Here is a 24,696-nt window from a genome sequence, read left to right as displayed (position 1 = left end):
TTTACTGCGACCGCACTTGGCAGCAGCAAAAAATAAATCCGGTTAACTTTATCACTTCTTACAGAAAATGGGGGAAAATTTTTAAAAAAATCTGTGCACTCAAAGCAGAATATGCTATTAAAAGCGCTCTATTGATTTACCGAAAATAAAAATACCATGCAACTACCACAATTACAGTCCGCTACATTACTTCGTCGTTATAAACGTTTCCTCGCCGATATTGAATTATCCAACGGCGAAATCATGACTATCCATTGCGCCAACACCGGCGCGATGACCGGCTGTGGCGAAGCCGGCGATACCGTTTGGTACTCCACCTCCGATAATCCGAAACGTAAATATCGTCATTCATGGGAACTGAGCGAAAAAGCCAACGGTGATTTGGTGTGTGTCAATACCGCACGCGCCAACCAATTGGTGCAAGAAGCATTGCAACAAGGCAAAATCGCAGAATTAGCGCAATATCAAATAATTAAACCGGAAGTGAAATACGGCACAGAAAACAGCCGGATTGATTTTTTATTGCAAGCAAACAAGCCGCAAACCGCACTCTCCGATTGTTATCTTGAAGTCAAATCCACAACCTTATTGACTGAAAGTGCGGTCGGCATGTTCCCAGACGCCAAAACCGAACGCGGGCAGAAACACTTGCGGGAATTAATACAAATGCGGCAACAGGGACAAAGTGCGGTGATCTTTTTTGCGGCACTGCACAGCGGAATTCAGCGTTTTCAAGTTGCCGAACAGATTGATCCGCATTATGCGACATTACTGAAACAAGCGCAGCAAGCTGGCGTGCAACTGCTTTGTTATAACTGCGTCTACCATCTCGAAAACACTGCCCCGAGCGCACTTTGTTTAAATCACGCAATTCCGATTCAACTATAAAGAATTGTAAAGACACTTTTAAACATAAATGATAAGAATTATCATTAGCGCCACTAGATAAGAATATAAATAAATCTAGATAATCACTCCAACATTTCACGCCTCTCCCCACAAGAGGCTTTTTTTTGCTTAAAATTTGGTGGGTTAATCAACAAAACTCCAACATTTCACGCCACTATGCCAATTCTCCCACAACAGGCTTTTTTTTGCTTAAAATTTGGTGGGTTAATCAACAAAACTCCAACATTTCACGCCACTATGCCAATTCTCCCACAACAGGCTTTTTTTTGCTTAAAATTTGATGGGTTAACCCTTTCTATTTGCGTTTTTATGCTTATAATAATCCGTTTATTATTTATCAATATCCAATCACATTTGAGAATATTATGACTGAATTAAATACTGTGCTCGCCGAGCTGAAACGCGGTGTAGAAGAAGTGCTTTCCGAAGCGGATTTAATTGAAAAATTGAAAGAAAACCGCCCGTTGCGCATCAAACTGGGCGCTGATCCGACTGCACCGGATATTCATTTGGGGCACACGGTGGTGTTGAATAAACTACGCCAATTCCAACAATTAGGGCATGAAGTCTATTTCTTGATTGGTGATTTCACCGGCATGGTCGGCGATCCGTCCGGTAAAAACACTACTCGTCCGCCATTAACCCGCGAAGATGTGCTGGCGAATGCGGAGACCTACAAACAACAAATTTTCAAAATTCTCGATCCACAAAAAACTAAAATTGTGTTTAATTCCGAATGGTTAGGACAATTAGGCACCGAAGGTATGATCCGCCTTGCCTCGAATTACACGGTTGCACGGATGTTGGAACGGGACGATTTCAAAAAACGCTTCACCAACAATCAACCGATTGCGATCCACGAATTTATCTATCCACTGCTGCAAGGGCACGACTCGGTTGCATTACAGGCAGACGTGGAATTGGGCGGCACTGACCAAAAATTCAACCTGTTGGTCGGACGTGAACTGCAAAAATCCGCCGGACAAAAACCACAAGTGGCGATCACCCTGCCATTGCTCGAAGGCTTGGACGGTGAGAAGAAAATGTCAAAATCACTCGGCAACTATATCGGCATCAGCGAAGCGCCGGACGAAATGTTCGGCAAAGTGATGTCGATTTCCGATGACTTAATGTGGCGTTGGTATGATCTGCTCTCTTTCCGCCCGTTAAGCGAAATTGCACAATTCAAACAAGAGGTTGCCAACGGTAAAAATCCGCGCGATCTGAAAGTGTTGTTGGCAAAAGAGATTATCGCCCGTTTCCACAGTGAAGCCGACGCTGACGCTGCCGAACAAACTTTTATCAACCGTTTCCAAAAAGGCGCGATGCCCGACGAAATGCCGGAATTTGAATTCCAAGGCGAAATCGGTTTGGCAAACTTATTAAAAGAAGCCGGCTTAGTCGCTTCCACCTCCGAAGCCAACCGCATGGTGCAGCAAGGCGGCGTGAAAATTGACGGTGAGAAAGTGGAAGACGCCAAATTGGTGATCACCGCCTCAAGTGCGGTTTACCAAGTCGGCAAACGCAAATTTGCCCGCGTCACAGTAAAATAAGCACAATTTAAAAATCAATAAATGGCAAGGTAAACACAGCCTTGCCATATTCATTTGAAGCAATCCTTTTCTCATTCCCCCACATAGTTTTACACTAAAAAATACAAAATCACTGATTTCTTGTTAAGCTGAACACGATTTATTTAAGAAGTTAGGAGTTATTATGAAGAAAATTGCCTTTAAATCGACTATTTTAGCGTTAGCATTGTTATTTGCTGCTGGTTGTTCCAATATGAACACTCGACAAAAAAACACTGCAATTGGTGCGGCAATCGGTGGTGTTGCCGGCAATGTTATCGGCAACAGCACCGGTGCAACCCTTGGCGGTGCCGCGCTGGGTGGCGTTATCGGCAGCCAAATCAACTAATCATACTTCCAAGCGGGATTTTTCCCGCTTTATCTTTGCTGTTTTTCCCCGTATGCTACTAACGTTTGTTTCTCTTTTATCAAGGACAATCCGCTATGAAAAAGCCACAAAAATTTCAGAAAATGGTCAAAGTTGATGCCTATCTGATCCCCGAAAGCGAAGCCGAGCAATACATTGCCGACCGCACTTTAACTGCGCAACGTTTAGAAAAAGCGATGCTCACCTTCTGTGAACGCATCGAATACGGTGGCAAAGGCTCAGAAGACGGCGAATTTATCACCGGCATCGACCAACACGGCGAATATCAAGTTTTAATGCACCTCAGCCCGGAAGAGGTGGAAATGGTCATGGGCTGCGCAACCGAAGAAGAACTGGTTGCGTTGTTGAAAGCGCAGTAGCAGAATTATAGGTTAAACGCAAATTTCATTGTTTCTTGTTCAGATCTTGGAATACCTATTTCAAATGCGATTTTTTGCCAGTTTTTGACAGAAAAAAATGACAAAAACGGAGGCGCAGCAAGTTGTTTATTATTATCTAAAATTCACCATTCAAATCTGTTTTAAACCGTAGTGCACCCATTCGGTTCATATCGTGCACACCGAGCAAATAGTCACTATCCATTAGTGTGGCAGGACGACGATTTTCTTGATGAGCTAATGCAGCCTCACGACATTTCATCAAGAGACGCCCCCAACGATCGGGATTTGTTGAGCGAAGGGGGAAACAAGCCAATCAATATCGAAAATTTTCCTTGCCACGCACCATATCGGAAATAAGTGTTCCCACCAAAATAGGCGAAGTAAATTGTTCCCAGTGTGCAAAAACATAAATATGTCTACTCATTATTATTTTCTCAACAATTCAATATCTTGTAATTTTCTGCCTAATTCATCATCCTGAGCGACTAACTGTAAATCTTGCTCCAAACCTAAAATTCCAAGTATCATCACATAGTATCCTATTGCCACATTAGGATCACCGTGCTCAATTTTACGCACAGTATGACGACTAAGTCCTGAGCGTTCAGCAATTAAGGTTTGGGTTAATTTTCGTCTTTTAGCTGCTAATAATTTACGTTTTCACCACCGGATAATACGGATCGCCACACCTGTTCAAGTGCCATTTTATGCGTGTGGTTGCTGATGTTGGCGCTTCTCCTCGTACCTGTTCTCTGTTTAGATATTGATTTTGCATAACTCCCCTGCTCACTCATGTTTTTGCGATAGTATGCAATAACTAAAAGGCAGCGGATGCCAAACAAAACCCTAAAAACAAATTTCCTGTTTGTACTTGCGATATGCTAAATTGACCGCACTTTCACTGCTTTTTTAAGGATTCAGCCATGTCGTCCGAACTTTGTTATCCTGTGGAAAAATTTCAATCTTTGTTGCAAGCTGCCGAATTATCAACGCTTGCCGATGCTGATTTTTTATCTCAGCTGAATACCGCACTTGCGATGTCGGATTTTGTTGTTGAAGTACTGCACAAGCAACCGCCATTATTGGCACAATGGGCGCAACAGCCGCCGTCGTTGCAGACCTGTGCCGATTACCCTGCCCGCTTGCAAGCCGAATTAGCTAATATAACAACAGAAGAACAGCTTTATACCTTACTGCGCCAATTTCGTAATCGGGAGATGGCGGCGTTGAGTTTTTGTCAGAGTTTGAATCTGATGTCGGTGGAACAAACCTTTACCGCACTTTCACAATTGGCGGAGAGTCTGATTGTGGCGACGCGCGATTGGCTCTATCCGAAAATCTGTCAGGAACTGGGTACGCCGGTCAACAAGTGCGGTCAGCCACAACCGCTGTTAATTTTAGGTATGGGCAAATTAGGCGGCTTCGAACTGAATTTCTCCTCCGATATTGATCTGATTTTCACCTATCCGGAAAAAGGCGAAACCGTCGGTGCAAGACGCAGTGTCGACAATTCACAGTTTTTTATCCGCTTGGCGCAGCGGATTATCAAAGCCTTGGATCTGCACACCATCGACGGCTTTGTATACCGCACCGATATGCGGCTGCGTCCGTTCGGCGATGCCGGCGCATTGGCATTGAGTTTTGCCGCGATGGAAGATTACTATCAAGAACAGGGGCGCGATTGGGAGCGTTATGCGATGATTAAGGCTCGGCTGATGGGCGAGGACGACAGCAATCCGTATCATCAACAACTGAAAAAAATGCTGAAGCCGTTTGTGTATCGGCGCTATATTGACTTCAGTGTAATCCAGTCGTTGCGCGATATGAAAGCGATGATCGAACGTGAGATCCGGCGTCGTGGGCTGGTGGATAACATCAAACTGGGTGCCGGTGGCATTCGCGAAGTGGAGTTTATCGTACAAGTATTCCAACTGATCCGTGGCGGACGTGAGCCAGCACTGCAACACCGCAGTTTGCTGACAGTGCTACCGCACTTGGTGCAGTTGAATCTGATTCCGGCAGAAGAAGCACAGGCACTGCAAGCAGCTTATCTGTTTCTGCGCCGAGTAGAAAACGTGCTGCAAGCGATTGATGATAAACAGACGCAACTGCTGCCGCAAAACGAGGGTGACCAAGTGCGGTTGGTACATGCCTGCCGCCGCTTCCGCTGCTTAAGCCAAAACGGACAATGGATTGAGGTTGAAAATCCGATTGGCGATTGGCAGACATTTTATGCTTATTTGCAGCAACAGCAGCAAAATGTCCGTAATGTGTTTCAGCATTTGATTGGCGACGACAACGAGAATCAGTCAAACCAAGAGCATGATTCAATATGGCGTGATTTTTTGAATAGTTATCAAGATGACGAGCTCAGCAGCTTGTTACAGCAATATTCGTTTGCAGAAACGACACACAACGAATTGCTAGCGGTTTTAAGCCGTTTCCGCAGCGAAATTCAACGCCGCCAAATCGGACAACGTGGGCGTGAAGTGCTGAATAAGCTGATGCCGTGTGTATTAGATAAACTGTTTGTCCGGCCGGATATCAGCAATGTGCTGCCTAAAATTTTGAATATCATCAGCAATGTCGTCACTCGCACCACCTATCTAGAGTTGCTGCAAGAACACCCAGCAGCGTTGGATATGCTGATTCGCCTCAGTGCCGCTTCGCCGATGATTGCCGAACAGATCGCTAACTTTCCGATTCTACTCGATGAGTTGCTAGATCATAAAACCCTGTTCAATCCACCACCGTTCACCGAATATCACAACACGCTGAAAGAGTATTTAATGCGTATTCCGCAAGACGATGAAGAACAACAAATCGACGCCCTGCGCCAATTCAAACAAGCCACCCTGCTGCGCACCGCCGCCGCTGATATTTTAGAGGTGCTGCCGGTGATGAAAGTCAGCGATCACCTCACCTATTTAGCTGAAGCAATGATTAGCGCCGTGGTCAATCTGGCATGGCGACAAACTAGCGAACGTTTCGGTACGCCGGATCATTTGCAACCGGAACAGAAAAACTTTTTGGTGATTGCTTACGGCAAACTGGGCGGCATTGAGTTGGGCTACAATTCGGATTTGGATCTGGTTTTTTTATACGATGCACCGCCGAACAGTCAAACCATCGGTGGCAAACGCAGCATCGACAGCAGCCAGTTTTACTTGCGGCTGGCACAAAAGATTATCAGCATTTTCAGTATGAATACCCGTGCCGGCATTTTGTACGACGTGGATATGCGCTTGCGTCCATCCGGCGCAGCAGGCCTGCTGGTCAGTAGCCTGACGGCGTTTGAAACCTATCAACAGCAAGACGCTTGGACTTGGGAAAAACAGGCGTTGGTTCGCACTCGTGCAATCTATGGCGAAACCGCACTTCGCCAACGCTTCGAGCAGATCCGAGCCACTATTTTGGCAACACCACGTGATGTGGCGCAGTTGCGGCAAGAGGTCAGCCAAATGCGGCTAAAAATGTATGAACATCTTGCCGGAACCGAAGTAGATTGCTTTAATATCAAAACCGATCCAGGCGGCATCACCGATATTGAGTTTATCGCCCAATACTTAGTACTTGCCAACACCCCGAATCACCCCGAACTGAGCCACTGGTCGGACAACGTACGGATTTTTGATAGCATGGCGCAAGTCGGGGTGCTCAGTGCGCAACAAACCAAGCAATTAAAACGCTGTTATGTCGATTTGCGCAATGAAATTCACCATTTGAACCTGATTGGTAAAAAATCGATTGTCAATGCTGAGCAATTTAGTGTAGAAAGGGCGTTTGTCAGAGAAATGTGGCAAAGCTTATTGGGCGATTAGCCAAAGTGGCTTGTGTATTTTGTATAAAAATGCAAAATAACTAAGGTCTGTTGATGTTTATACGTTTTAAATAGGATGATTATGATACGCGATACCGAATTAGTCGAATGGTTCCGAGAATCCACGCCTTACGTCAGCCTGCACCGTGATAAAACCTTTGTGATTATGCTGGACGGCGATACGATTGCTTCAAAAAACTTTATTAATATTATCAATGATATCAGCTTATTACACAGCCTCGGTATCAAATTGGTGGTGGTATTCGGCGTGCGTCATCAAATCAACGAAACCCTACAAGCCCATGATATTGCGCCTGTCTATCATAAAAATATTCGGGTAACCGATGCTGAAACGTTGGAATTGGTGAAGCAGGTAGTCGGTAAATTGCAATTTGACATCAGCGCCCGCCTGTCAGTGCGCAGCTTTAATGCCGGCAACCACAGTAACACCAGTATTAACGTGGTCAGCGGCAATTTTGTCATCGCCCAACCGATCGGTGTTGATGATGGCGTGGACTATATGTTGAGTGGCAAAATCCGCCGGATTGATATCAAAGCCATCAAACAGCAGCTCGACAACGATGCGATTGTGTTGTTAGGCCCCATCGGCGCCTCCGTCACCGGGGAAAATTTCAATATGCCGTTTGAAGACATTGCCACCCAAGTCGCCATTAAGTTGAATGCCGAAAAACTGATCGGTTTTTGTGCCGACGACGGCATCCGTGATGAGGCAGGCGACATCATTGCCGACCTCTTCCCGCAGCGTGCAGCAGTGCATCTGCATCAACTGATCGAAAGCGGGCAATATCACAGCTCACAAGCCCGCTTCCTGCAAGCGGCAATTGATGTTAGTCGTGCCGGTATCAAGCGTTCGCACTTGCTCAGCTACGAAGAAGACGGCACGCTATTGCAAGAACTGTTCTCACGTGATGGGATCGGTACTCAGGTGTCGATGGAAAGCTCGGAAACTATTCGCATTGCCACCATTCAAGATATCGCAGCACTACTGGCACTGATTCACCCGCTGGAGCAGCAAGGTATTTTGGTCAAACGCTCGCGGGAACAGCTGGAAATGGAGATCGGCAACTACACTATTATTGAACGTGACGGAGTGATAATCGCTTGTGCCGCCTTGAATGTTTACGCTGAAGAGAGCATGGCGGAAATGGCGTGTGTGGCAGTGCATCCGGATTATCGCAACTCCTCTCGCGGCGATATTCTGCTGGAAGAGCTACAAAAACGGGCTCGAAAACTCAAAATCAAACAGCTGTTTGTGCTGACCACTCGCACGGTACATTGGTTCCAAGAGCGTGGCTTTAAAATTGCCAATGTCGAGGATTTGCCGAAAGACAAGCGTGAACACTACAACTATCAGCGCAAATCTAAAATATTAATCCAAAACTTATTTGACGGCGAACATGGGCATCGCAGCGAACGCACCGAGCGAGGCTAAGTTGTTCCTGCACAATCACCCCTATCCGCCCTTTATTCCCCCCAATGCCGACAAACTGATTGTCGGCACCTTACCGCCGCCACGCTTTTCGCAAGGCTGTCTGAAGCCTGATGATGTAGATTTTTGCTACGGCAGCCGCGACGGGCAACTCTGGCTGATTTTAGGCAAAATTTTTGGCATCGATTTTCAGTTTGAAAACAGTCAAAGTGCGGTGCAACAGCGACAACATTTTCTATGTGAACACAAGATTGGGATTTGCGATATGGTGCAGCAGTGCCAACGAGCCAAAATCGACGCCTCTGATATTGGCATGCAGCAGATCGTGCTGCGTCCGCTGTTGCACTATTTAAGCGAAAATCCGACGATAAACACACTACTATTCACCGGCGGCAACAGCAAAAATGGGCCCGAATACCTGTTTCGTCAACACTTAAAAACAGCGGGTTTAAGCCTGACATTGGTCAACAACACTATTCCGCGAATCCACCAATTTACATGGCAAAACCGCACTTTCACCACCGTCTCGCTCACCGCCCCCTCCGGCGCAGCCAATCGTGCGGTCGGCAGTATGGCTGAATATAAACGGCTGAAAGCACAACACCCTGAATTCAATACAATTGATTTCAGGGTGTTGCAATATCAGCGTTTTTTTAAAAACTAATACAAAAACACAAAATATAATACAATTGCGACCACAAAGCGGTAAATGGCAAACGGCACAAATGAAATCCGTTTAATCAGATTCAGTAGCCATTTGATGGCCAACATCGCTACCACAAACGCAGTGACGAAGCCGACGGCAAACATCGGTAAATCGTCAAGCGTCAGGAAATGCCAGCTTTTATACAGATCTAATGCGGTAGCCCCCATCATCATCGGGGCAGCTAAGATAAAGGAGAATTCAGCGGCAGCATGGCGACCGACCCCCATCAGCAATCCGCCAGAAATGGTTGCCCCAGAGCGGGAGAAGCCCGGTGACAGTGCCAAACATTGGAATAAGCCGATGGCAAATGCTTGTTTATAACTGATTTGATCCAGCGTATTAGCACTGACCTGCGGACGAAACTTTTCTGCCAACAGTAATAAAATCCCACCAACAACCAAGGCATAAATCACATTCTGAATACTGAACCATGATTTGATGGTGCTGTGAAACAGCAAACCGATCACTACCGCTGGAATCATGCCCAAAATAATGTGCAACAAGGTCAAGTGCGGTTGGTGCTGATCCGGTTTTTCGCCAAAATGAATGCCGATCAAACCGAACATTTTGCGCCAAAACACCACCACCACGGCTAGAATCGAGCCTAGCTGAATCATCACCTCGAAAGTTGCCGCTTTTTCGCCGGTGAAGCCTAAAAACTCACCAGCAATAATCAAATGCCCAGTGGAGGAAACCGGTAAAAACTCGGTCAGCCCCTCGACAATCCCCATTATTACGGCAATAAATATCTCTGACATTTTCTCTCCTATTTCCTGTCACCTAATCTTTGTTACTACCCACTAGAACTATGCATTATCAATACTAAAACTGATCACATCGGCAATATTTTGTTGCCCCAAAGCAATCATCAACAAACGATCAACACCCAGCGCCACACCAGCACACTGCGGCATACCTTGCTGCAAAGCGGCAATAAAACGTGGGTCAATTTCACGCAGTGGCAAGCCGCTTGCTGTGCGCTGCTTATTGTCTCGTTCAAAACGGTGCAATTGTTCGTCAGCATCGGTCAGCTCATTAAACCCGTTCGCCAGCTCCAAGCCTTTGTAATAAAACTCAAATCGTTCCGCCACACGGTGATCTTCCGAGCTGATTTGCGCCAGTGCCGCTTGCGAGGTGGGAAAATAATAGACCGCTGCCGGACGCTCCTGCCCGATATTCGGCTCGACAATTTGGCTGAACAAAAATTGCAGCAGCATATCGCGCGACTGCTTGGCGGCATCGACCAAGCCATGTTCGGCCGCTTTTTTTGCCAGCTCGGTTTTTTCTGCCGACAGCGGATCCAAACCAACATATTCCTGAAAAATAAACTGGTAACTAAACGATTCTGCCGGTTCGCAGTCCAGAATCTGTTGCAGCAAATCATCGACTTCATTAATCAGGCGATACATATCAAAGTGCGGTCGGTACCACTCCAACATCGTGAATTCAGGATTGTGATTCCGCCCAGCCTCTTCATTGCGGAACACTTTGCAAATCTGAAAAATCGGTCCACTGCCGGCAGCCAGCAAACGTTTCATATGATATTCGGGGCTGGTGCCTAAAAAAAGCGGTTTAGCTTCCGATTGAAAAGGTGCGTTAAACTGTGTTTCAAACACCGCAAGATGCACATCGGTGACTGCATATTCGCTTAAAATCGGGGTATCCACTTCCAATAAACCACGATCAATAAAAAAACTGCGTAATTCCGCAATAATCTTGGCACGGGCAATAATATTTTTTATCGCCGCACTGGGTTGCCATTGTTGCTGTAAAATCATACATAGGATCCCAAAAGTAAATCAAGGCATCGGCAAAGCGTTAAACACACGGTCTAGATTGCAGTAGTCGGGGCGGATTGTATATCCGCCCGTTTGCGAAGTGCGGTATAAGCATTTAATCAATAAAGAATAAATACAAAGTGCGGTTCGGGCGGATATACAATCCGCCCCTACTTTGCTACTTTGACCCTACTTTGTTTCTACTTTGCTTCTGTTGCCAATAAACATTAAGTGCGCATTTTATCGGTTATCCCGTAAAGTCACAATCGAATCTTACACAAAGGAATACCCAATACTTGACTATAAGAGTAAGTTATTAAATCTACTAACTTTTTTGAGGTAGATCACGAAACGTCCCCTTTTTCAGGGCATTTATCAAAAAACAATTAAACTGTTGGAGAAAAAATGGCAAAATGACTTTGATCAAAAAATCATACTCACGGTTTATATTACTTTTTGACTCTAAATCATTACTTTTACTTACATCTATCCTGGAGGAATATCGTGCAAACTATCAATGTCGATATTGCAATTGTCGGCGCCGGTGGCGGCGGTTTACGGGCTGCGATTGCAGCTGCGGAAGCTAACCCGAATCTCAAGATTGCCTTAATATCAAAAGTGTATCCGATGCGTAGTCATACTGTGGCAGCCGAAGGCGGTGCCGCAGCCGTCATCAAATCCGAAGATAGTTATGACAAGCATTTCCATGATACGGTAGCCGGCGGTGACTGGCTGTGCGAACAAGATGTGGTTGAACATTTTGTTGAGCATTCACCGATTGAAATGACCCAGTTAGAGCGTTGGGGCTGCCCGTGGAGTCGTCGTGACGATGGGGAAGTCAACGTACGTCGTTTCGGTGGTATGAAGATCGAGCGCACTTGGTTTGCTGCCGATAAAACTGGGTTCCACCTGCTGCACACCCTATTCCAAACCTCGATTCAGTTCCCGCAAATTATCCGCTATGACGAACACTTTGTGCTGGATATTCTGACCGACGACGGTCATGCCCGTGGTGTGGTGGCAATGAACATGATGGAAGGCACCTTGGTACAAATCAATGCCAATGCGGTGGTGATCGCTACCGGCGGCGGCTGTCGTGCGTTCCGTTTCAACACCAACGGTGGCATCGTCACCGGTGACGGTTTATCCATGGCTTACCGCCACGGTGTGCCGTTGCGTGATATGGAATTTGTACAATACCACCCGACCGGATTGCCGAATACCGGAATTTTGATGACCGAAGGTTGCCGTGGTGAAGGCGGTATTTTGGTCAATAAAGACGGCTATCGTTACCTGCAAGATTATGGTTTGGGACCGGAAACGCCAATCGGCAAACCGGAAAACAAATACATGGAATTGGGCCCACGTGACAAAGTGTCGCAAGCATTCTGGCAAGAATGGCGCTTGGGTCGCACGCTAAAAACCGCTAAAGGCGTGGATGTGGTGCATCTGGATCTGCGTCATTTGGGTGAAAAATACCTGCACGAGCGTCTGCCGTTCATCTGTGAACTGGCGAAAGCCTATGAAGGTGTGGATCCGGCGAAAGCTCCGATTCCAGTACGCCCGGTGGTGCACTACACCATGGGCGGTATTGAAGTCGATCAACAAGCGGAAACTCGCATCAAAGGATTGTTTGCAGTAGGTGAATGTGCTTCTTCTGGCTTGCACGGTGCGAACCGATTAGGTTCGAACTCTTTGGCGGAATTGGTGGTTATCGGTAAAGTGGCCGGTGAATACGCCGCACAAAGAGCGGTCGAAAGCCAAAACGTCAACACTGGGGCTGTCGATGCGCAAGCCAAAGATGTAGTCGGTCGCCTGCACGCCCTGTTGGATCAAGACGGCAATGAAAGCTGGTCGAAAATCCGTGATGAGATGGGCGACTCGATGGAAGAAGGCTGCGGTATCTACCGTACCGAAGAATCCATGCAAAAAACCGTGGATAAAATTGCCGAATTGAAAGAACGCTTCAAAAAAGTGCGGGTGTCCGACCGTTCCAGCGTATTCAATACCGATATTCTCTACACCATTGAATTAGGTACGATTCTCGATGTGGCACAATCGATCTCTTCTTCTGCGGTTGCACGAAAAGAATCACGTGGCGCACACCAACGTTTGGACTACGTTGAACGTGACGATACCAACTACTTGAAACATACTCTCGCCTATTACAATGCAGACGGCGCACCACGAATTGAATACAGTGATGTGAAGATTACCAAATCGCAACCTGCTAAACGTGTATATGGTGCGGAAGCAGAAGCCGCAGAAGCAGCAAAGGCAAACAAGGAGTAAGCAATGGGTAATCTAGCTAACAAAACAATGACTATCGAAGTGCTTCGCTATAATCCCGAAGTTGACAAAGAACCCTACTTGAAGGCTTATCAAGTACCTTATGATGATCAAACTTCATTATTGGACGCCTTGGGCTACATCAAAGACGAACTGGAACCGGAACTGTCCTACCGCTGGTCTTGCCGCATGGCAATCTGCGGATCTTGCGGCATGATGGTCAACAACAAACCAAGTTTGGCGTGTAAAACATTCTTGCGTGATTACAGCGGTTTTATGCGGGTTGAGGCACTGGCCAACTTCCCGATTGAACGTGACTTAGTGGTGGATCTCAGCCACTTTATCGAAAGTTTAGAATCGATCAAACCGTATATTATCGGCAACAAAGCACCTCCGGGCGAACGGACCAAGCAAACACCGGCACAGTTGGAAAAATACCGCACTTTCTCGATGTGTATCAACTGTGGCTTGTGCTATGCCGCCTGCCCGCAATTCGGTTTAAATCCTGAATTTGTCGGTCCGGCAGTGCTGACACTGGCGCACCGCTACAATCTGGATAACCGTGATCACGGCAAAGCCGAGCGTTTGAAAATCATGAACGGTAAAAACGGGGTGTGGAGCTGTACCTTTGTCGGTTACTGCTCGGAAGTCTGTCCGAAACACGTTGATCCGGCGGCGGGTGTGAACCAAGGCAAAGTCGAGTCAGCCAAAGACTACGTTATCGCCATGCTGAAACCGCAAAAGTAAGGAGCAAAGAATGACAACTACAACCAGCAAGCGCAATAAATATGTGCGTGAAGTCAAACCCAACTGGTGGAAAAAAATAGAGTTTTATAAGCTTTATATTCTGCGCGAATCAACCGCACTTCCGACTATTTGGTTCTGTATCGTGTTGCTGTACGGTTTCTTGTGTTTAGGCAACGGAACATTTGAAAGCAATTTCGTTTCATTCCTGAAAAATCCGTTAGTGATTATCCTGAATGTTATCACTATGGCAGGCGTGGTCTATAACACATTAACGTGGTACGGCTTAACACCAAAAGCGTTAAATTTAATCTATAAAAATGAGCGGTTACCGCAGTCTGTAATCCGAAACCTGATGTGGGTGATTACCATTGCAGCATCGGTATTAACACTTATTCTGGTTTATATCTAAAAAGGGGGAAATGATGAAACAAGCTCCAAAACGTTCCAACGAACCGGTCGTATGGCTGCTCTTCGGCGCAGGCGGAACCATCAGTGCCATTATTTTCCCGGTGTTGGCATTAATTCTGCTGTTCCTTTATCCGTTAGGCTTAGTCGATGCCAATAATATGGTGGCATTTTCACAAAGTATTATCGGAAAATTGATTTTATTAGCCGTAGCAATCTTCCCGATGTGGTGTGCCATGCACCGTTTACACCACGGATTGCATGATTTCAAAGTCCACCTGCCTGCCAGCGGTGTGATTTTCTATGGCTTAGCGGCGCTGTATTCTGTGTTGGTGTTTTTTGCAGTCATCAATATTTAATCAGTTGAAGTTTTAACAAAAGATCCCTTTTACACAAATCGTATAAAAGGGATTTTATTTTGTATCGAATAAAGAATTAAGCAATCACCGACACACTTTTCACCTGCGCATACACCCACATGCCGACCGAGAGTTTTAATTCCGCCAGTGCCCAACGGCTGATCGACGCACCGAACTGCAAGCCGTCGGCGTTTAACCGCACTTCCACCTGTTGCGCCTGAGTTTCTATATCAGTGATTTGGCACGCCAACACATTGCGGATACTGCTGCCCTTTGCCGGTTGGAGAATAATCGACACATCGGAGCTATAAATACAAATCCGCACCGAATCGCCCACGCTTTTTTCAACTTGTTGAATCCACAAGTGCTGTTCGCCAAATGCCAGTGCGGTCATTTGATACAACGGGTGCTGCATCTCAATCGGAAGGTTAAAAACCGCACTTTGCTGCTGCACGCCTTTCCAAGGCAAAAAATGCGGACTTTGCCAAATAGTTTCCAACTTGCCAAACGCCAGCACTTTGCCCTGTTCCATCAAAATCACCCTTTGCGCCAACCGCAGCAGCTCTTCCAGACTATGGCTGACATACAGAATTGGGATTTTGATCTCTTTCGCCAGGCGATCGAGGTAATCCAATAACTCCTGTTTACGTGGTAGATCCAAGGCGGCCAACGGTTCGTCCATCAGCAGCATCTGTGGTTGGGTCAGCAATGCTCGCCCAATCGCCACTCGTTGCTTTTCGCCACCGGACAGGGTGAGCGGATAACGTTTCAACAAATGCTCAATGCCCAATAATTCGATAATTTCTTGATAAACGGCTTTGCTGACATTTTTCTTGCCGTAAGCCAAGTTGCCTTTCACGGTGTAATGCGGAAACAGGCGCGCATCTTGGAACACATAGCCAAGATGGCGTTGTTCCGGCGGTAAATTGATTTTGCGTGTGGTATCAACCAAGGTGCGGTTGTTAAGCTGAATATAACCTTGATCAGGGGTTGATAAACCGCTCACTAAATTAATCAGCGACGATTTGCCGCTGCCGGATAAGCCGAAAAGTGCGGTCACACCGTTGGATGGAATTTGCAGGTTAGCCGATAACGCCAAGCTACCAAGCTGTTTTTTTACATTAATTTCAAGCATTTGGTTATCCTTGCGCCTGCTGCCCCAACCGATATTTGGCACGCTGCGCCAACCATTCGGACAAGACCAGCGACAGCAAGGCAATAATAATCGCAATAATACACAGGCGAGCCGCCGCTGCTTCTGCCGAGGGGGTTTCGATAAAAGAGTACATCGCCAGCGGAATGGTTTGGGTTTCGCCGATAATATTCGAGACAAAGGTAATGGTTGCGCCAAATTCGCCCAACGAACGGGCAAACCCCAATACTAAACCAGCCAAAATGCCGGGAAAAGAGAGTGGCAAGGTAATGGTGAAAAACACCCGCCAGCTGTTTGCGCCCAACGTGCGAGCCGCCTGCTCCAACTTAGGATCGACATTTTCCAGTGCCAAGCGAATCGCCCGCACCACCAACGGAAACGCCACCACCGCTGAAGCAATCACCGCACCACGCCAACTGAATGCCACGCTGAAATCAAACCATTGATGCAAATATTTACCAATGAAACCGTTACGTCCAAAAGCCAGCAACAACAAATAGCCAATCACCACCGGCGGCAGCACCAGCGGTAGGTGGATAATCCCGTCCAGCAGATTCTTTCCCCAGAAATCACGACGTGCCAGCAACCAGGCAAAAAATACCGCTGCTGGCAAACTGAGCAGCATTGAAAACAGCGCAACGTTTAAACTAAGCTGAATCGCGCTGATTTCCGCCGCACTGAGGCTGAGCGTTTGGATTATGCTGTCGATCAAAAAAATGTCCTTGATAAATTTTTAACATGAAAGCGCCATCAAAGTGCACGCTATCACAAAAGTAGAGCGGATTATATATCCGCCCGTTTACGAAGTGCGGTATAACCATTTAATCTAAAATAGAAAAATGTAAAATTTAGTTCGGGCGGATATATAATCCGCCCCTACACTGCCTAAGCAATTATTCTACGCTGAAACCATATTTCTGCAAAATAGCTTTCGCGTTGTCAGTGCCCAAGAATGCCATAAATGCCTGTGCTGTTTTGCTGTCATGGCCGCTGACAATTGCTGCCGGATACTCCACCGCTTCATAGCTGCCGTCCGGAAACACGCCGACGATCTGCACTTTATCGCTAGCGGCTGCATCGGTGGCATACACAATACCCAACGGGGCTTCGCCACGTTCAACCAACGTCAACGCCGCACGTACATTGGCTGCACGTGCCAGTTGTGTTTCCACTTTCTCCCATTGCTTCAACTTGGTTAATGCTGCTTTGGCATAAATTCCTGCCGGAACGTGTTCCGGATCGCCGACTGACAAAAAGTTTTTGCCCAAATATTTCAGCCATTCGTCGTTGTTCAAATCAAATTTCAATTCTCCGGCACTTGTGGGCGCAATCATCACCAATTTGTTGCCGGCAACGATTTTACGCGAATCGGCAATAATTTTACCTTTTTCCTGCAAGAAATCCGCCCATTTTAAATTTGCCGAAACAAAAATATCTGCCGGAGCACCCTCGTCAATTTGCCGTGCCAGCACTGAAGAGGAGGCAAATGAAAATACCACATCGGTTTGCGGCTGTGTCTGCTTAAATTCAGCCGACAGATCCTGCAATACATTGGTCATCGAAGCGGCGGCAAATACCGTCAACTTGTCATTTGCTAGTCCTGAAAATGATACTGCTGCCAAAGCCAGCGCCAAAACCGCACTTTTGCCGCCACGAATAATGTATTTCAACATAATCTCTCCTAATATAGATAATAAAAATTCGATATGCAATTAATTATATAACGATAAAAAAAGATGTCTATCCAGATTCCGAGTTTTCTTTTAAAATGCGAAGATAATCACAAACCTTCCTAAACAACAAGATAAGCAACAGGAATTTTTATGGCAGATATTGATATCGATCTCAGTATAAAACTGCAACAGCAACTGTTTGTCGATCCAAGACGCATTCGTCTGCTGCATGAGATCGAAAAGTGCGGTTCGATTTCACAAGCTGCGAAGCAGGTACGAATCAGCTATAAAACCGCTTGGGATAATTTAAATACAATGGACTTAATCAGCCCAAGACCGTTATTACAGCGCAGCACCGGCGGCAAAGAGGGCGGCGGCACCACACTGACCGCCTACGCTAAACGGGTGTTGCAGTTATATCAATTGCTGGAGCAAACTCAACAACGAGCATTTGTTATTTTGCAAGACGAAAACATTCCGCTCACCAGTCTGCTGTCTGCCACAGCCAAATTTAGCCTGCAAAGTAGCGCCAGAAACCAATTGATCGGCAGAGTACAACAACTTTGTATACAAGGATTGAATTGCCAAGTGCAAATTGCAGTTGAGGGGTTAGATAGTCCAATCAGCGCTTCGATCACCCAAACCAGTGCCGAACGTTTGCAGTTACAAGCAGAGCAAGAATTACTACTGATGTTTAAAGCGCCATGGGTCAGCCTGCATCAACACGCACAAAAAACCAACAGTTTTAAAGGTCAAATCCGCGCGCTGCAACAACAGCAAGACAGCCACGAAGCGATTATTCAGCTCAGTCCGCAAATCGAGTTTTGCGCCAGCTACCACTCTGCCGATCAACATCAAATCGGTGATTCAATATATGTCAGCATTGATCCGGAGAAGATTATTCTATTAGCACTATAGCAAAAATAGCACTATTGCCGATATATTCAATGCAGGCGCGAAAGGCAGCTGTTGTGTTTTCCAATCAGCCCGGCGGCGACCAACAAACAATGCTGCCAGCAACGTTAATACACTGGCAAACAGTAGTAATAACGGCAATTGCTGCCACGGATAAAACATCGCGAGGGCGCTGATTAGCCAACAATCGCCTTCACCAAATACTTCCTTACGATAAATCCAATGGCTGATTTGGAAGAACAACCCACTCACCACCGCAGCCGACAACAGGCTTTGCACACTCTGCTCCAGTGACACCAAGCCAATCTGCTGCCAAGCCCCAAACAATGCCAGCAGTGCCAATGCTTGGCAAAGTGCGGTCGAGATCAAACGGTAGTAAAAATCCAGCACCCCAATTGCTGTCAATAAGCCCAACAGCGCCAACAACCACATTTGGGTTAAGAAATCAGAAGAAAACCAACTCATCAGCAAACTCAAACCGACAAAAATCGGCGGTAATCGATTCAGCACACGGCTTTTGATTGGTAACAGCCAGTGATAATCTGCAGCTAGTGGCTGCTGCGTGTGTGGCAAATAGCAGTCTTGATACTGTTGGCGCAAAGTGCGGTTCAAGCGTTCAGCAAAATTTGCCAATGCATATTTCAACCATAACCCGATAGCCAGTGCCAAAAAAATTAACAACAGTAAGCTCGGTTGCATTATTCCAACATCATCCTAACATTGCTCCCATATCAAAAATCGGCAGGTACATCCCCAACATTACCGCACCGATCAGCCCGCCAATCAACAGCATTAGCAATGGTTCCAACAGTTGCGACAACAAATCGATCTGATGATTGAGCTGGCGTTGATAATTGTCAGCAATATGTTGCAGCATCTGTCCCAAGCAACCGCTCTTTTCGCCTACCACCAACATCTGCTGCGCCTGCTGCGGAAACCAACGGCTGCTGACACTTTGCGAAAAAGCGTACCCCTGTTGTAGCAACTGCAAACTCTGGCTAATCTCCTGCTGTAACAGGCTGTATTCCGCCGACTTCTGTGGATTTAAAAACGTTTGCAACGCTTGGTTCAATGAAATCCCGGCATTCAGCATCAACGCCAGATTGCGACTGGAATCGACAATCAAGCTAAGCTGATTTAAGCGCCCAAATAGCGGCAACATCTCCAACCATTGCGCCAACTTGCGACGCATTCTGCCATTTTGGCGGTAAACACGGATTATGATGGCGATCAGCAAAGCGAATAACAGTGCCAAACGTCCGCCGTAATCCTGCAAGATCTGTGATTGTTGCAACAAAAATTGAGTAAATAGCGGCAATTGCTGCTGATTTTGTTGATACATTTCGGCAAATTGCGGCACCACAAACAGCAACAACAGCACCGTCAAACTAAAAGAGATTAGCAGCACCATCATCGGATATAACAAAATTTTCTGCAATTTGCGCTGTAATGCTAATTTTTTGGCTTTATCTTCGCCGATTTGACGACATATCTGTGCAAGCTGTCCGCTGGTTTCACCAATTCTAATCAACTGCCGATCACGCTCGCTCAAAAACTGTGGATCTTGGGATAAGGTCTGTGAAAACGAATATCCCGCAGCGATTCCATATTCTAACCGCTGTAACCAACGCTGTAATTTTTCGCTTTGGCAATTCAGGCTCAACATTTGTAACACGGTTTTTAACGGCAGCGTTGCTTGCAGCAACATCGCCATTTGCTGCATCAATTCGCACATCTCGGCATGACTGACTGCCGATGACAAGCGCCAATTGCGCCGCACTTTCACCTGCTGTAAACCACGCGCCAGTAACTGCACTTTTGCCTGTTCGACATTTGGCGCTAAAATCATACCGCTCTGTTGCCGTTGCAACTGATTCACTGCCTGCCAGCTAAATTCCGCCATTGCCGTCTCCCAATACTCGCTGGATCTCTGCCAGATCGGTCACGCCAGACCGCACTTTTTCGATTCCACTGTGATACAAACTGTCAAAATCCAACTGATATTCCACCGTCGGTAAGTGACGGTTGGTTTTATCGTTAAAGTGCGGTTGAGCAAAGCTCGATTGAAAAAAGTGCGGTTGTAAAAATTGATAAGTGCCAATTCGACCGTAATAGCCTTGATGACATTTGCCACAGCTATCTTGCCCCACTTGCCGACATTCACAACGACGGCGCAGCAAGCGTTGCGCAATCACCAATAACAGACAAGACGCCAGTTCATATTCTGGGACGCCCAACTGTTGCAAACGCCCAATCGCCGCTGGTGCATCATTGGTGTGTAAAGTGGACAGCACTAAATGTCCGGTTTGCGCTGCCCGAATCGCCATCTGTGCGCTCTCTTCATCACGAATTTCACCCAACATAATCACATCCGGATCTTGACGCAAAAAAGTGCGCAACAGTTGCTTGAAATCTAAGCCAATCGCCGGATTAATCTGGGTTTGTACAATGCCCTGCAAACTGATTTCAATCGGATCTTCAGCGGTCACTATATGTTTTTCCGGTTGGTTCAAGCTGTGAAGTGCGGTATACAGCGAAATACTTTTACCACTGCCGGTCGGCCCGGTCACCAAAATCAACCCCTGCGGTTGCCGCAACGCCTGCTGAAAACAGTGCTGTTGCTGCTTGGTCATGCCCAATTCGGAAAATGCCAGTTCAACCGGTTTGTTCTGTTGCAGCCGCAGCACCGCTTTTTCGCCCAACTGGGTCGGCAAAATTGACAAACGGAAATCCAACACATCATTAAAAGCGGTGGTAAATTGAAAGCGCCCGTCTTGCGGCAACCGCGTTTCGGCAATATCCAGATGTGCCAACAATTTCACTCTTGAAATCAAACGGCTGGCAAAATCAGCCCCAACTTGTCGATTGACTGTCAACACACCATCCACCCGGAACCGCACTTGCAACGCCTGTGTATTTAGCTGCGCCAGTGATTTTGGCTGTGATACCGGCTCAAAATGAATATCCGATGCCCGTTGCGCCAACGCCTGTTCAAAAATCGTTTCCAATAACTGAATCACCGGTTCATCACGACTCTCTGCTGGCTCGGTTGGTATATCGTGGCGATATACCGCCTGAGCATAGTCTTGCAGTTGATCTGCTGTGCCGTCAGATAGCGTAACGGTTAATTGCTGCAACGCACTTTTCAACACACTATTATCCAAAATCACCGGTTCCACGCTTTTATCATGCAAAAACGCAAATACCTCACAAGCATTCAAATTGTCCAGCGAATCCAGTCCCAACCATAACCGCTGTTGATCTTCTTGCAGCGGCAAGGCGAAATAGCGTAGCAGCAACGATTGCTCACGACAATTGCGCTGCCACAGCCATGGCTCGATATCAAACACTTGCCCGTCCAGACTGCTGACCTGAATCTCGTTTGGTTGTGGACTACTCTCTTTCATCACACACTCCTGACGTTACGAACAAAAACCAACCGGGAAAATAGCCGTATCTGAATTCGGCGCAATGCAAGCCACCGCCCAACTGATTTCACTGCCGTTGCCACCGCTCGGCGTCAGGGTATAGCCGTAGCCCTCTAAACTGCTTTTACCGCTGACACTGATTTTGCCTGCTGCGGTGGCGATGGTTTTGATATATTTCGATTTATTCTCTGCCGTTTTATCCGGCTGAATGCCATTGCTACCACCGCTGCAACCCGTCGTTGCGCCGGTATTATAAATACACAGCTCCACCTCGCCACGATAGGGGGTTGAAGCTTGCAGCAGCTCCGACAGCGCCGCTTTGCGGGTGTAGCTTTGATAAGACGGTACGGCAATGGTCGCCAGCACGGCAATAATGGCGATAACAATCATCAACTCCACCAAGGTAAAACCGTGTTTAAGCTTGTTTTTCACATTGCATTTTAGATTAAAGTGTTGCATGATTTTTTCCTCATTTAGATAAAAATTGACGGCTCAAAATTGACCGCCTCAGCATCGCAAAGCTGCATACAAAAATCTAAAAACGGCAAAATTACTGGAATTGAGATCGCAAAATATGATATTGCCCCCGCAAAGAATTCAGCACGGCTGGTTGCAGCCGGTGCGCAAGATTTCGTCACCGCACTTTGATGCACGCCCTGATCCCGACGATATTTCCCTGCTGGTGATTCACTACATCAGCCTGCCACCAGAGCAGTTTGGCGGCAATTTTATCGATCAACTTTTTCTGGGCAAACTAGAGCCAAATATCCACCCCTATTTTGCCGAGATTTACCAGCAACGGGTTTCGGCTCATTGTTTAATTAATCGTTTGGGCGAAATTACCCAATACGTCAGCTTTGCTGATCGTGCTTGGCACGCCGGTTTATCCTGCTTTCAGGGACGGGAAAAATGTAATGATTTTGCCATTGGTATTGAATTGGAAGGCTCAAATAATCAACCTTTTACAGCGGCGCAATACCGCACTTTGCAGCAACTGACCACGTTGATTATGCAAAACTATCCACAAATTACCCCAGAACGAATTGTCGGGCATAGTGATATTTCACCGGGAAGAAAAATCGATCCGGGTCAATTTTTTGATTGGCAACGCTATCTTAGCGGAATATCCGCCTAACAGTAGAAATACTATTTAAAATAAGAATTTGTGATATATCTCATACAGATAATCATGTATCACATCACTGCTTGTGATCAATATCTTTTTATTATATGGTCTGTTTATAATAAAAACTAAGTGAGCGCAGCCTAAGATGAAAACATATTACACCCTGCTATTTAACCGCACTTTTAAGCTTTCGCTACTCTTATTGCTGATACAACAGTTTATTATCGCCTCTTCAACCTATTGGATTGCGATCAGTGCTGAAAGAATTGCCACACAACAGCCCTATTTTCTGTATTTATCACTGTTTATTGTGTCATTAATTATTGTGTATATTCCGTCGGTCATTTCTATCAGCTTATTGGAAAAAGCCAAAATAATTGCATTAAACAGCTACCATACTCAATTCAGAACACTGTTTTACGGCTTAAGCAACATCAATGCTGATAAAAACCAGAAAAAAATCATGATGCCCTATTTATCGTCTGAATCTTTTCTTGTAATTGATGAATCTTATCGCTTTATTTATGATTGGATTGCCGTGATATTAAATGTACTGTTTAATATCATTACTCTAGCCTTTTTGTTAGAAGCCAATATTATTTATGCTTATTTTATCGGACTGTTATTAGTATTAGGCTTTATCCTGAAATTCAACACTAATGTCGCTGAAAAAAGTCGCCAAGCACAACAAGATCGTACCGAATTGCAACATCACTTGTCCCAAATCTGGGATAACTGTACGTTGGGCAATCAATATAATGATCATCTTTATCAACAAGACTTACTGAAAAAACAACAATCTTTATTATTCTCCGCGGTCAAAAGCAAACAATTTAATAATATTGTCTCCTCTGTTGGTATGTTAATTATGATGTTGCCGGTTATTATGCTGATTCTATTTCTGTTTTATCAATACCGCACTTCGCCAGCAATGTTAGCGGTGCTGATTGCAACGTTACCAAGGCAGGTCATTATGCTGCAATATTGCTACAGTATTATTTCCTATATTACCCAATGGTCTGCATTAAAAGCCAAATTAAACGGATTACTTCAAGCTCTGATACCGCCGCCAACAAACAGTGATATTTATCAGCGAATTTTATGGGATAAATTTAACGTTAGCACATCTGCTAATCTTAATATTGAAATGATCAACTTGGAATATTTAAAAAATAATCTACCTAAACAGGGAAGAATTACAATTCAAGCGCCAAACGGCGCCGGAAAATCGTCTTATTTAATATGGCTGAAAACACAATTGGCAGAACAAGCTTATTACCTGCCAACTTATCACCATCTACAGTTTTCACAAACAAATACAACGCATTGCTCTACCGGAGAAGTATTAAAATATAATCTCAATGAACTGCAACAACATTTAGACCAAAAAATTAAAGTGATCATGTTAGATGAATGGAATGCTAATCTTGATGCTGCGTCAACAAATGAAGTGGATCAATTAATCGAAAAACTAAGCCAACTATTTTTAATAGTTGAGGTGAGACATCATATTTAAATCATTCAAGTCGATTTATAATATCTGCCCAAATCTGCTAGGTAATTTAAATATACGATTCATGTTGTAAAAGTAGGGGCGGA

24 protein-coding genes and 1 pseudogene are annotated in these 24,696 nt (G+C 45.8%); 14 read left to right on the top strand and 11 right to left on the bottom strand.

Annotated features, from left to right (window positions below):
• The first annotated feature begins 156 nt into the window (after window positions 1–156).
• The 4 genes from sfsA (at window position 157) to FHQ23_RS08800 (ending at window position 3,227) form a co-directional block, all read left to right on the top strand.
• Complete coding sequence (sfsA, locus tag FHQ23_RS08815; RefSeq protein ID WP_139614000.1) at window positions 157–888, top strand: DNA/RNA nuclease SfsA; 732 nt, start codon at window positions 157–159, stop codon at window positions 886–888.
• A gap of 386 nt (window positions 889–1,274) precedes the next feature.
• Window positions 1,275–2,462 (top strand): tyrosine--tRNA ligase, encoded by a 1,188-nt coding sequence (gene tyrS, locus FHQ23_RS08810; protein ID WP_139613999.1) that lies wholly within the window; start codon window positions 1,275–1,277, stop codon window positions 2,460–2,462.
• 163 nt (window positions 2,463–2,625) lie between these two features.
• Complete coding sequence (locus FHQ23_RS08805) at window positions 2,626–2,829, top strand: YMGG-like glycine zipper-containing protein (protein WP_139613998.1); 204 nt, start codon at window positions 2,626–2,628, stop codon at window positions 2,827–2,829.
• A gap of 95 nt (window positions 2,830–2,924) precedes the next feature.
• Window positions 2,925–3,227, top strand: a complete 303-nt coding sequence (locus tag FHQ23_RS08800) for a hypothetical protein (RefSeq protein ID WP_139613997.1) — start codon at window positions 2,925–2,927, stop codon at window positions 3,225–3,227.
• A 136-nt stretch (window positions 3,228–3,363) separates the two neighbouring features.
• Here the strand turns inward: FHQ23_RS08800 and FHQ23_RS12590 are convergent, their stop codons facing one another.
• Window positions 3,364–3,507 (bottom strand): hypothetical protein, encoded by a 144-nt coding sequence (locus FHQ23_RS12590; protein WP_267963673.1) that lies wholly within the window; start codon window positions 3,505–3,507, stop codon window positions 3,364–3,366.
• Window positions 3,508–3,674: 167 nt separating this feature from the next.
• Window positions 3,675–3,875: pseudogene (locus FHQ23_RS08790) on the bottom strand (XRE family transcriptional regulator); the annotation flags it as partial.
• A 296-nt stretch (window positions 3,876–4,171) separates the two neighbouring features.
• Between FHQ23_RS08790 and glnE the strand changes: the two are divergent.
• The 3 genes from glnE (at window position 4,172) to FHQ23_RS08775 (ending at window position 9,182) form a co-directional block, all read left to right on the top strand.
• A complete protein-coding gene (glnE, locus tag FHQ23_RS08785) occupies window positions 4,172–7,069 on the top strand; it encodes a bifunctional [glutamate--ammonia ligase]-adenylyl-L-tyrosine phosphorylase/[glutamate--ammonia-ligase] adenylyltransferase (protein ID WP_139613995.1) in 2,898 nt (965 codons plus the stop codon).
• A gap of 84 nt (window positions 7,070–7,153) precedes the next feature.
• Entirely contained in the window at window positions 7,154–8,521 is a 1,368-nt protein-coding gene (argA, locus tag FHQ23_RS08780) for an amino-acid N-acetyltransferase (RefSeq protein WP_139614030.1), read from the top strand.
• Entirely contained in the window at window positions 8,487–9,182 is a 696-nt protein-coding gene (locus FHQ23_RS08775; RefSeq protein WP_267963671.1) for a hypothetical protein, read from the top strand. The genes argA and FHQ23_RS08775 overlap by 35 nt, the downstream gene beginning before the upstream one ends.
• On the opposite strand, the gene bacA is transcribed toward FHQ23_RS08775, so the two are convergent.
• Both bacA and epmA read right to left on the bottom strand, forming a co-directional pair.
• A complete protein-coding gene (bacA, locus tag FHQ23_RS08770; protein WP_139613994.1) occupies window positions 9,179–9,982 on the bottom strand; it encodes an undecaprenyl-diphosphate phosphatase in 804 nt (267 codons plus the stop codon). The genes FHQ23_RS08775 and bacA overlap by 4 nt on opposite strands.
• Before the next feature lie 48 nt (window positions 9,983–10,030).
• Window positions 10,031–11,002 (bottom strand): elongation factor P--(R)-beta-lysine ligase, encoded by a 972-nt coding sequence (gene epmA, locus FHQ23_RS08765; RefSeq protein WP_139613993.1) that lies wholly within the window; start codon window positions 11,000–11,002, stop codon window positions 10,031–10,033.
• Window positions 11,003–11,506: 504 nt separating this feature from the next.
• On the opposite strand from epmA, the gene frdA reads away from it, so the two are divergent.
• From frdA to frdD, 4 genes are read left to right on the top strand one after another with little or no spacing between them, the layout of a single operon-like run.
• Complete coding sequence (gene frdA, locus FHQ23_RS08760) at window positions 11,507–13,294, top strand: fumarate reductase (quinol) flavoprotein subunit (protein ID WP_139613992.1); 1,788 nt, start codon at window positions 11,507–11,509, stop codon at window positions 13,292–13,294.
• A 3-nt stretch (window positions 13,295–13,297) separates the two neighbouring features.
• The gene (locus FHQ23_RS08755; protein ID WP_139610293.1) at window positions 13,298–14,038 is read left to right on the top strand and encodes a succinate dehydrogenase/fumarate reductase iron-sulfur subunit; all 741 of its coding nucleotides are present in this window, start codon (window positions 13,298–13,300) and stop codon (window positions 14,036–14,038) included.
• Between the two features lie 10 nt (window positions 14,039–14,048).
• A complete protein-coding gene (gene frdC / locus FHQ23_RS08750) occupies window positions 14,049–14,447 on the top strand; it encodes a fumarate reductase subunit FrdC (RefSeq protein WP_139613991.1) in 399 nt (132 codons plus the stop codon).
• 10 nt (window positions 14,448–14,457) lie between these two features.
• The gene (gene frdD / locus FHQ23_RS08745) at window positions 14,458–14,802 is read left to right on the top strand and encodes a fumarate reductase subunit FrdD (protein WP_139613990.1); all 345 of its coding nucleotides are present in this window, start codon (window positions 14,458–14,460) and stop codon (window positions 14,800–14,802) included.
• Window positions 14,803–14,878: 76 nt separating this feature from the next.
• On the opposite strand, the gene modC is transcribed toward frdD, so the two are convergent.
• The 3 genes from modC to modA all read right to left on the bottom strand — a co-directional run bounded on the left by modC (window position 14,879) and on the right by modA (window position 17,628).
• Window positions 14,879–15,937, bottom strand: a complete 1,059-nt coding sequence (gene modC, locus FHQ23_RS08740; RefSeq protein ID WP_139613989.1) for a molybdenum ABC transporter ATP-binding protein ModC — start codon at window positions 15,935–15,937, stop codon at window positions 14,879–14,881.
• 4 nt (window positions 15,938–15,941) lie between these two features.
• Window positions 15,942–16,667 carry a molybdate ABC transporter permease subunit gene (modB, locus tag FHQ23_RS08735; RefSeq protein ID WP_176552289.1) on the bottom strand — a complete coding sequence of 242 codons (726 nt, stop codon included), beginning with the start codon at window positions 16,665–16,667 and terminating at the stop codon, window positions 15,942–15,944.
• A gap of 181 nt (window positions 16,668–16,848) precedes the next feature.
• Window positions 16,849–17,628 (bottom strand): molybdate ABC transporter substrate-binding protein, encoded by a 780-nt coding sequence (gene modA, locus FHQ23_RS08730; protein ID WP_139613988.1) that lies wholly within the window; start codon window positions 17,626–17,628, stop codon window positions 16,849–16,851.
• A 150-nt stretch (window positions 17,629–17,778) separates the two neighbouring features.
• Between modA and FHQ23_RS08725 the strand changes: the two genes are divergently transcribed.
• Window positions 17,779–18,546, top strand: coding sequence for a TOBE domain-containing protein (locus tag FHQ23_RS08725; RefSeq protein WP_139613987.1), 768 nt, complete (start codon window positions 17,779–17,781; stop codon window positions 18,544–18,546).
• Here the strand turns inward: FHQ23_RS08725 and FHQ23_RS08720 are convergent.
• From FHQ23_RS08720 to FHQ23_RS08705, 4 genes are read right to left on the bottom strand one after another with little or no spacing between them, the layout of a single operon-like run.
• Window positions 18,541–19,242, bottom strand: coding sequence for a prepilin peptidase (locus FHQ23_RS08720; protein ID WP_139613986.1), 702 nt, complete (start codon window positions 19,240–19,242; stop codon window positions 18,541–18,543). The two genes, FHQ23_RS08725 and FHQ23_RS08720, sit on opposite strands and share 6 nt — an antisense overlap.
• A 10-nt stretch (window positions 19,243–19,252) precedes the next feature.
• Window positions 19,253–20,446 carry a type II secretion system F family protein gene (locus FHQ23_RS08715; protein WP_139613985.1) on the bottom strand — a complete coding sequence of 398 codons (1,194 nt, stop codon included), beginning with the start codon at window positions 20,444–20,446 and terminating at the stop codon, window positions 19,253–19,255.
• Window positions 20,433–21,950, bottom strand: a complete 1,518-nt coding sequence (locus FHQ23_RS08710) for a GspE/PulE family protein (protein ID WP_139613984.1) — start codon at window positions 21,948–21,950, stop codon at window positions 20,433–20,435. The genes FHQ23_RS08715 and FHQ23_RS08710 overlap by 14 nt, the downstream gene beginning before the upstream one ends.
• Window positions 21,951–21,965: 15 nt before the next feature.
• Window positions 21,966–22,430 (bottom strand): prepilin-type N-terminal cleavage/methylation domain-containing protein, encoded by a 465-nt coding sequence (locus tag FHQ23_RS08705; protein ID WP_139613983.1) that lies wholly within the window; start codon window positions 22,428–22,430, stop codon window positions 21,966–21,968.
• 115 nt (window positions 22,431–22,545) lie between these two features.
• Between FHQ23_RS08705 and ampD the strand changes: the two genes are divergently transcribed.
• Together ampD and FHQ23_RS08695 are read left to right on the top strand one after the other, a co-directional pair.
• The gene (gene ampD, locus FHQ23_RS08700) at window positions 22,546–23,106 is read left to right on the top strand and encodes a 1,6-anhydro-N-acetylmuramyl-L-alanine amidase AmpD (protein WP_139613982.1); all 561 of its coding nucleotides are present in this window, start codon (window positions 22,546–22,548) and stop codon (window positions 23,104–23,106) included.
• Between the two features lie 136 nt (window positions 23,107–23,242).
• Window positions 23,243–24,613 carry a hypothetical protein gene (locus FHQ23_RS08695; protein WP_139613981.1) on the top strand — a complete coding sequence of 457 codons (1,371 nt, stop codon included), beginning with the start codon at window positions 23,243–23,245 and terminating at the stop codon, window positions 24,611–24,613.
• The last annotated feature ends 83 nt before the right edge of the window (window positions 24,614–24,696 follow it).

It is taken from the genome of Testudinibacter crocodili (genome assembly GCF_006228025.1).
Classification (GTDB): domain Bacteria; phylum Pseudomonadota; class Gammaproteobacteria; order Enterobacterales; family Pasteurellaceae; genus Chelonobacter.
Note: the sequence above shows the minus strand (reverse complement) of the source record. Positions and strands in the feature narration are given on the sequence as shown.

Excerpts from the sequence above, each read along its gene's own strand:
- FHQ23_RS08705 (WP_139613983.1), bottom strand. The coding sequence starts at position 22,430 with ATGCAACACTTTAATCTAAAATGCAATGTGAAAAACAAGCTTAAACAC.
- FHQ23_RS08715 (WP_139613985.1), bottom strand. The coding sequence starts at position 20,446 with ATGGCGGAATTTAGCTGGCAGGCAGTGAATCAGTTGCAACGGCAACAG.
- FHQ23_RS12590 (WP_267963673.1), bottom strand. The coding sequence starts at position 3,507 with ATGAAATGTCGTGAGGCTGCATTAGCTCATCAAGAAAATCGTCGTCCT.
- FHQ23_RS08695 (WP_139613981.1), top strand. The coding sequence starts at position 23,243 with ATGAAAACATATTACACCCTGCTATTTAACCGCACTTTTAAGCTTTCG.
- FHQ23_RS08775 (WP_267963671.1), top strand. The coding sequence starts at position 8,487 with ATGGGCATCGCAGCGAACGCACCGAGCGAGGCTAAGTTGTTCCTGCAC.
- FHQ23_RS08720 (WP_139613986.1), bottom strand. The coding sequence starts at position 19,242 with ATGCAACCGAGCTTACTGTTGTTAATTTTTTTGGCACTGGCTATCGGG.
- epmA (WP_139613993.1), bottom strand. The coding sequence starts at position 11,002 with ATGATTTTACAGCAACAATGGCAACCCAGTGCGGCGATAAAAAATATT.
- ampD (WP_139613982.1), top strand. The coding sequence starts at position 22,546 with ATGATATTGCCCCCGCAAAGAATTCAGCACGGCTGGTTGCAGCCGGTG.
- sfsA (WP_139614000.1), top strand. The coding sequence starts at position 157 with ATGCAACTACCACAATTACAGTCCGCTACATTACTTCGTCGTTATAAA.
- FHQ23_RS08805 (WP_139613998.1), top strand. The coding sequence starts at position 2,626 with ATGAAGAAAATTGCCTTTAAATCGACTATTTTAGCGTTAGCATTGTTA.
- glnE (WP_139613995.1), top strand. The coding sequence starts at position 4,172 with ATGTCGTCCGAACTTTGTTATCCTGTGGAAAAATTTCAATCTTTGTTG.
- tyrS (WP_139613999.1), top strand. The coding sequence starts at position 1,275 with ATGACTGAATTAAATACTGTGCTCGCCGAGCTGAAACGCGGTGTAGAA.
- FHQ23_RS08755 (WP_139610293.1), top strand. The coding sequence starts at position 13,298 with ATGGGTAATCTAGCTAACAAAACAATGACTATCGAAGTGCTTCGCTAT.
- FHQ23_RS08725 (WP_139613987.1), top strand. The coding sequence starts at position 17,779 with ATGGCAGATATTGATATCGATCTCAGTATAAAACTGCAACAGCAACTG.
- frdC (WP_139613991.1), top strand. The coding sequence starts at position 14,049 with ATGACAACTACAACCAGCAAGCGCAATAAATATGTGCGTGAAGTCAAA.
- modC (WP_139613989.1), bottom strand. The coding sequence starts at position 15,937 with ATGCTTGAAATTAATGTAAAAAAACAGCTTGGTAGCTTGGCGTTATCG.
- bacA (WP_139613994.1), bottom strand. The coding sequence starts at position 9,982 with ATGTCAGAGATATTTATTGCCGTAATAATGGGGATTGTCGAGGGGCTG.
- modA (WP_139613988.1), bottom strand. The coding sequence starts at position 17,628 with ATGTTGAAATACATTATTCGTGGCGGCAAAAGTGCGGTTTTGGCGCTG.
- FHQ23_RS08800 (WP_139613997.1), top strand. The coding sequence starts at position 2,925 with ATGAAAAAGCCACAAAAATTTCAGAAAATGGTCAAAGTTGATGCCTAT.
- FHQ23_RS08710 (WP_139613984.1), bottom strand. The coding sequence starts at position 21,950 with ATGAAAGAGAGTAGTCCACAACCAAACGAGATTCAGGTCAGCAGTCTG.
- frdD (WP_139613990.1), top strand. The coding sequence starts at position 14,458 with ATGATGAAACAAGCTCCAAAACGTTCCAACGAACCGGTCGTATGGCTG.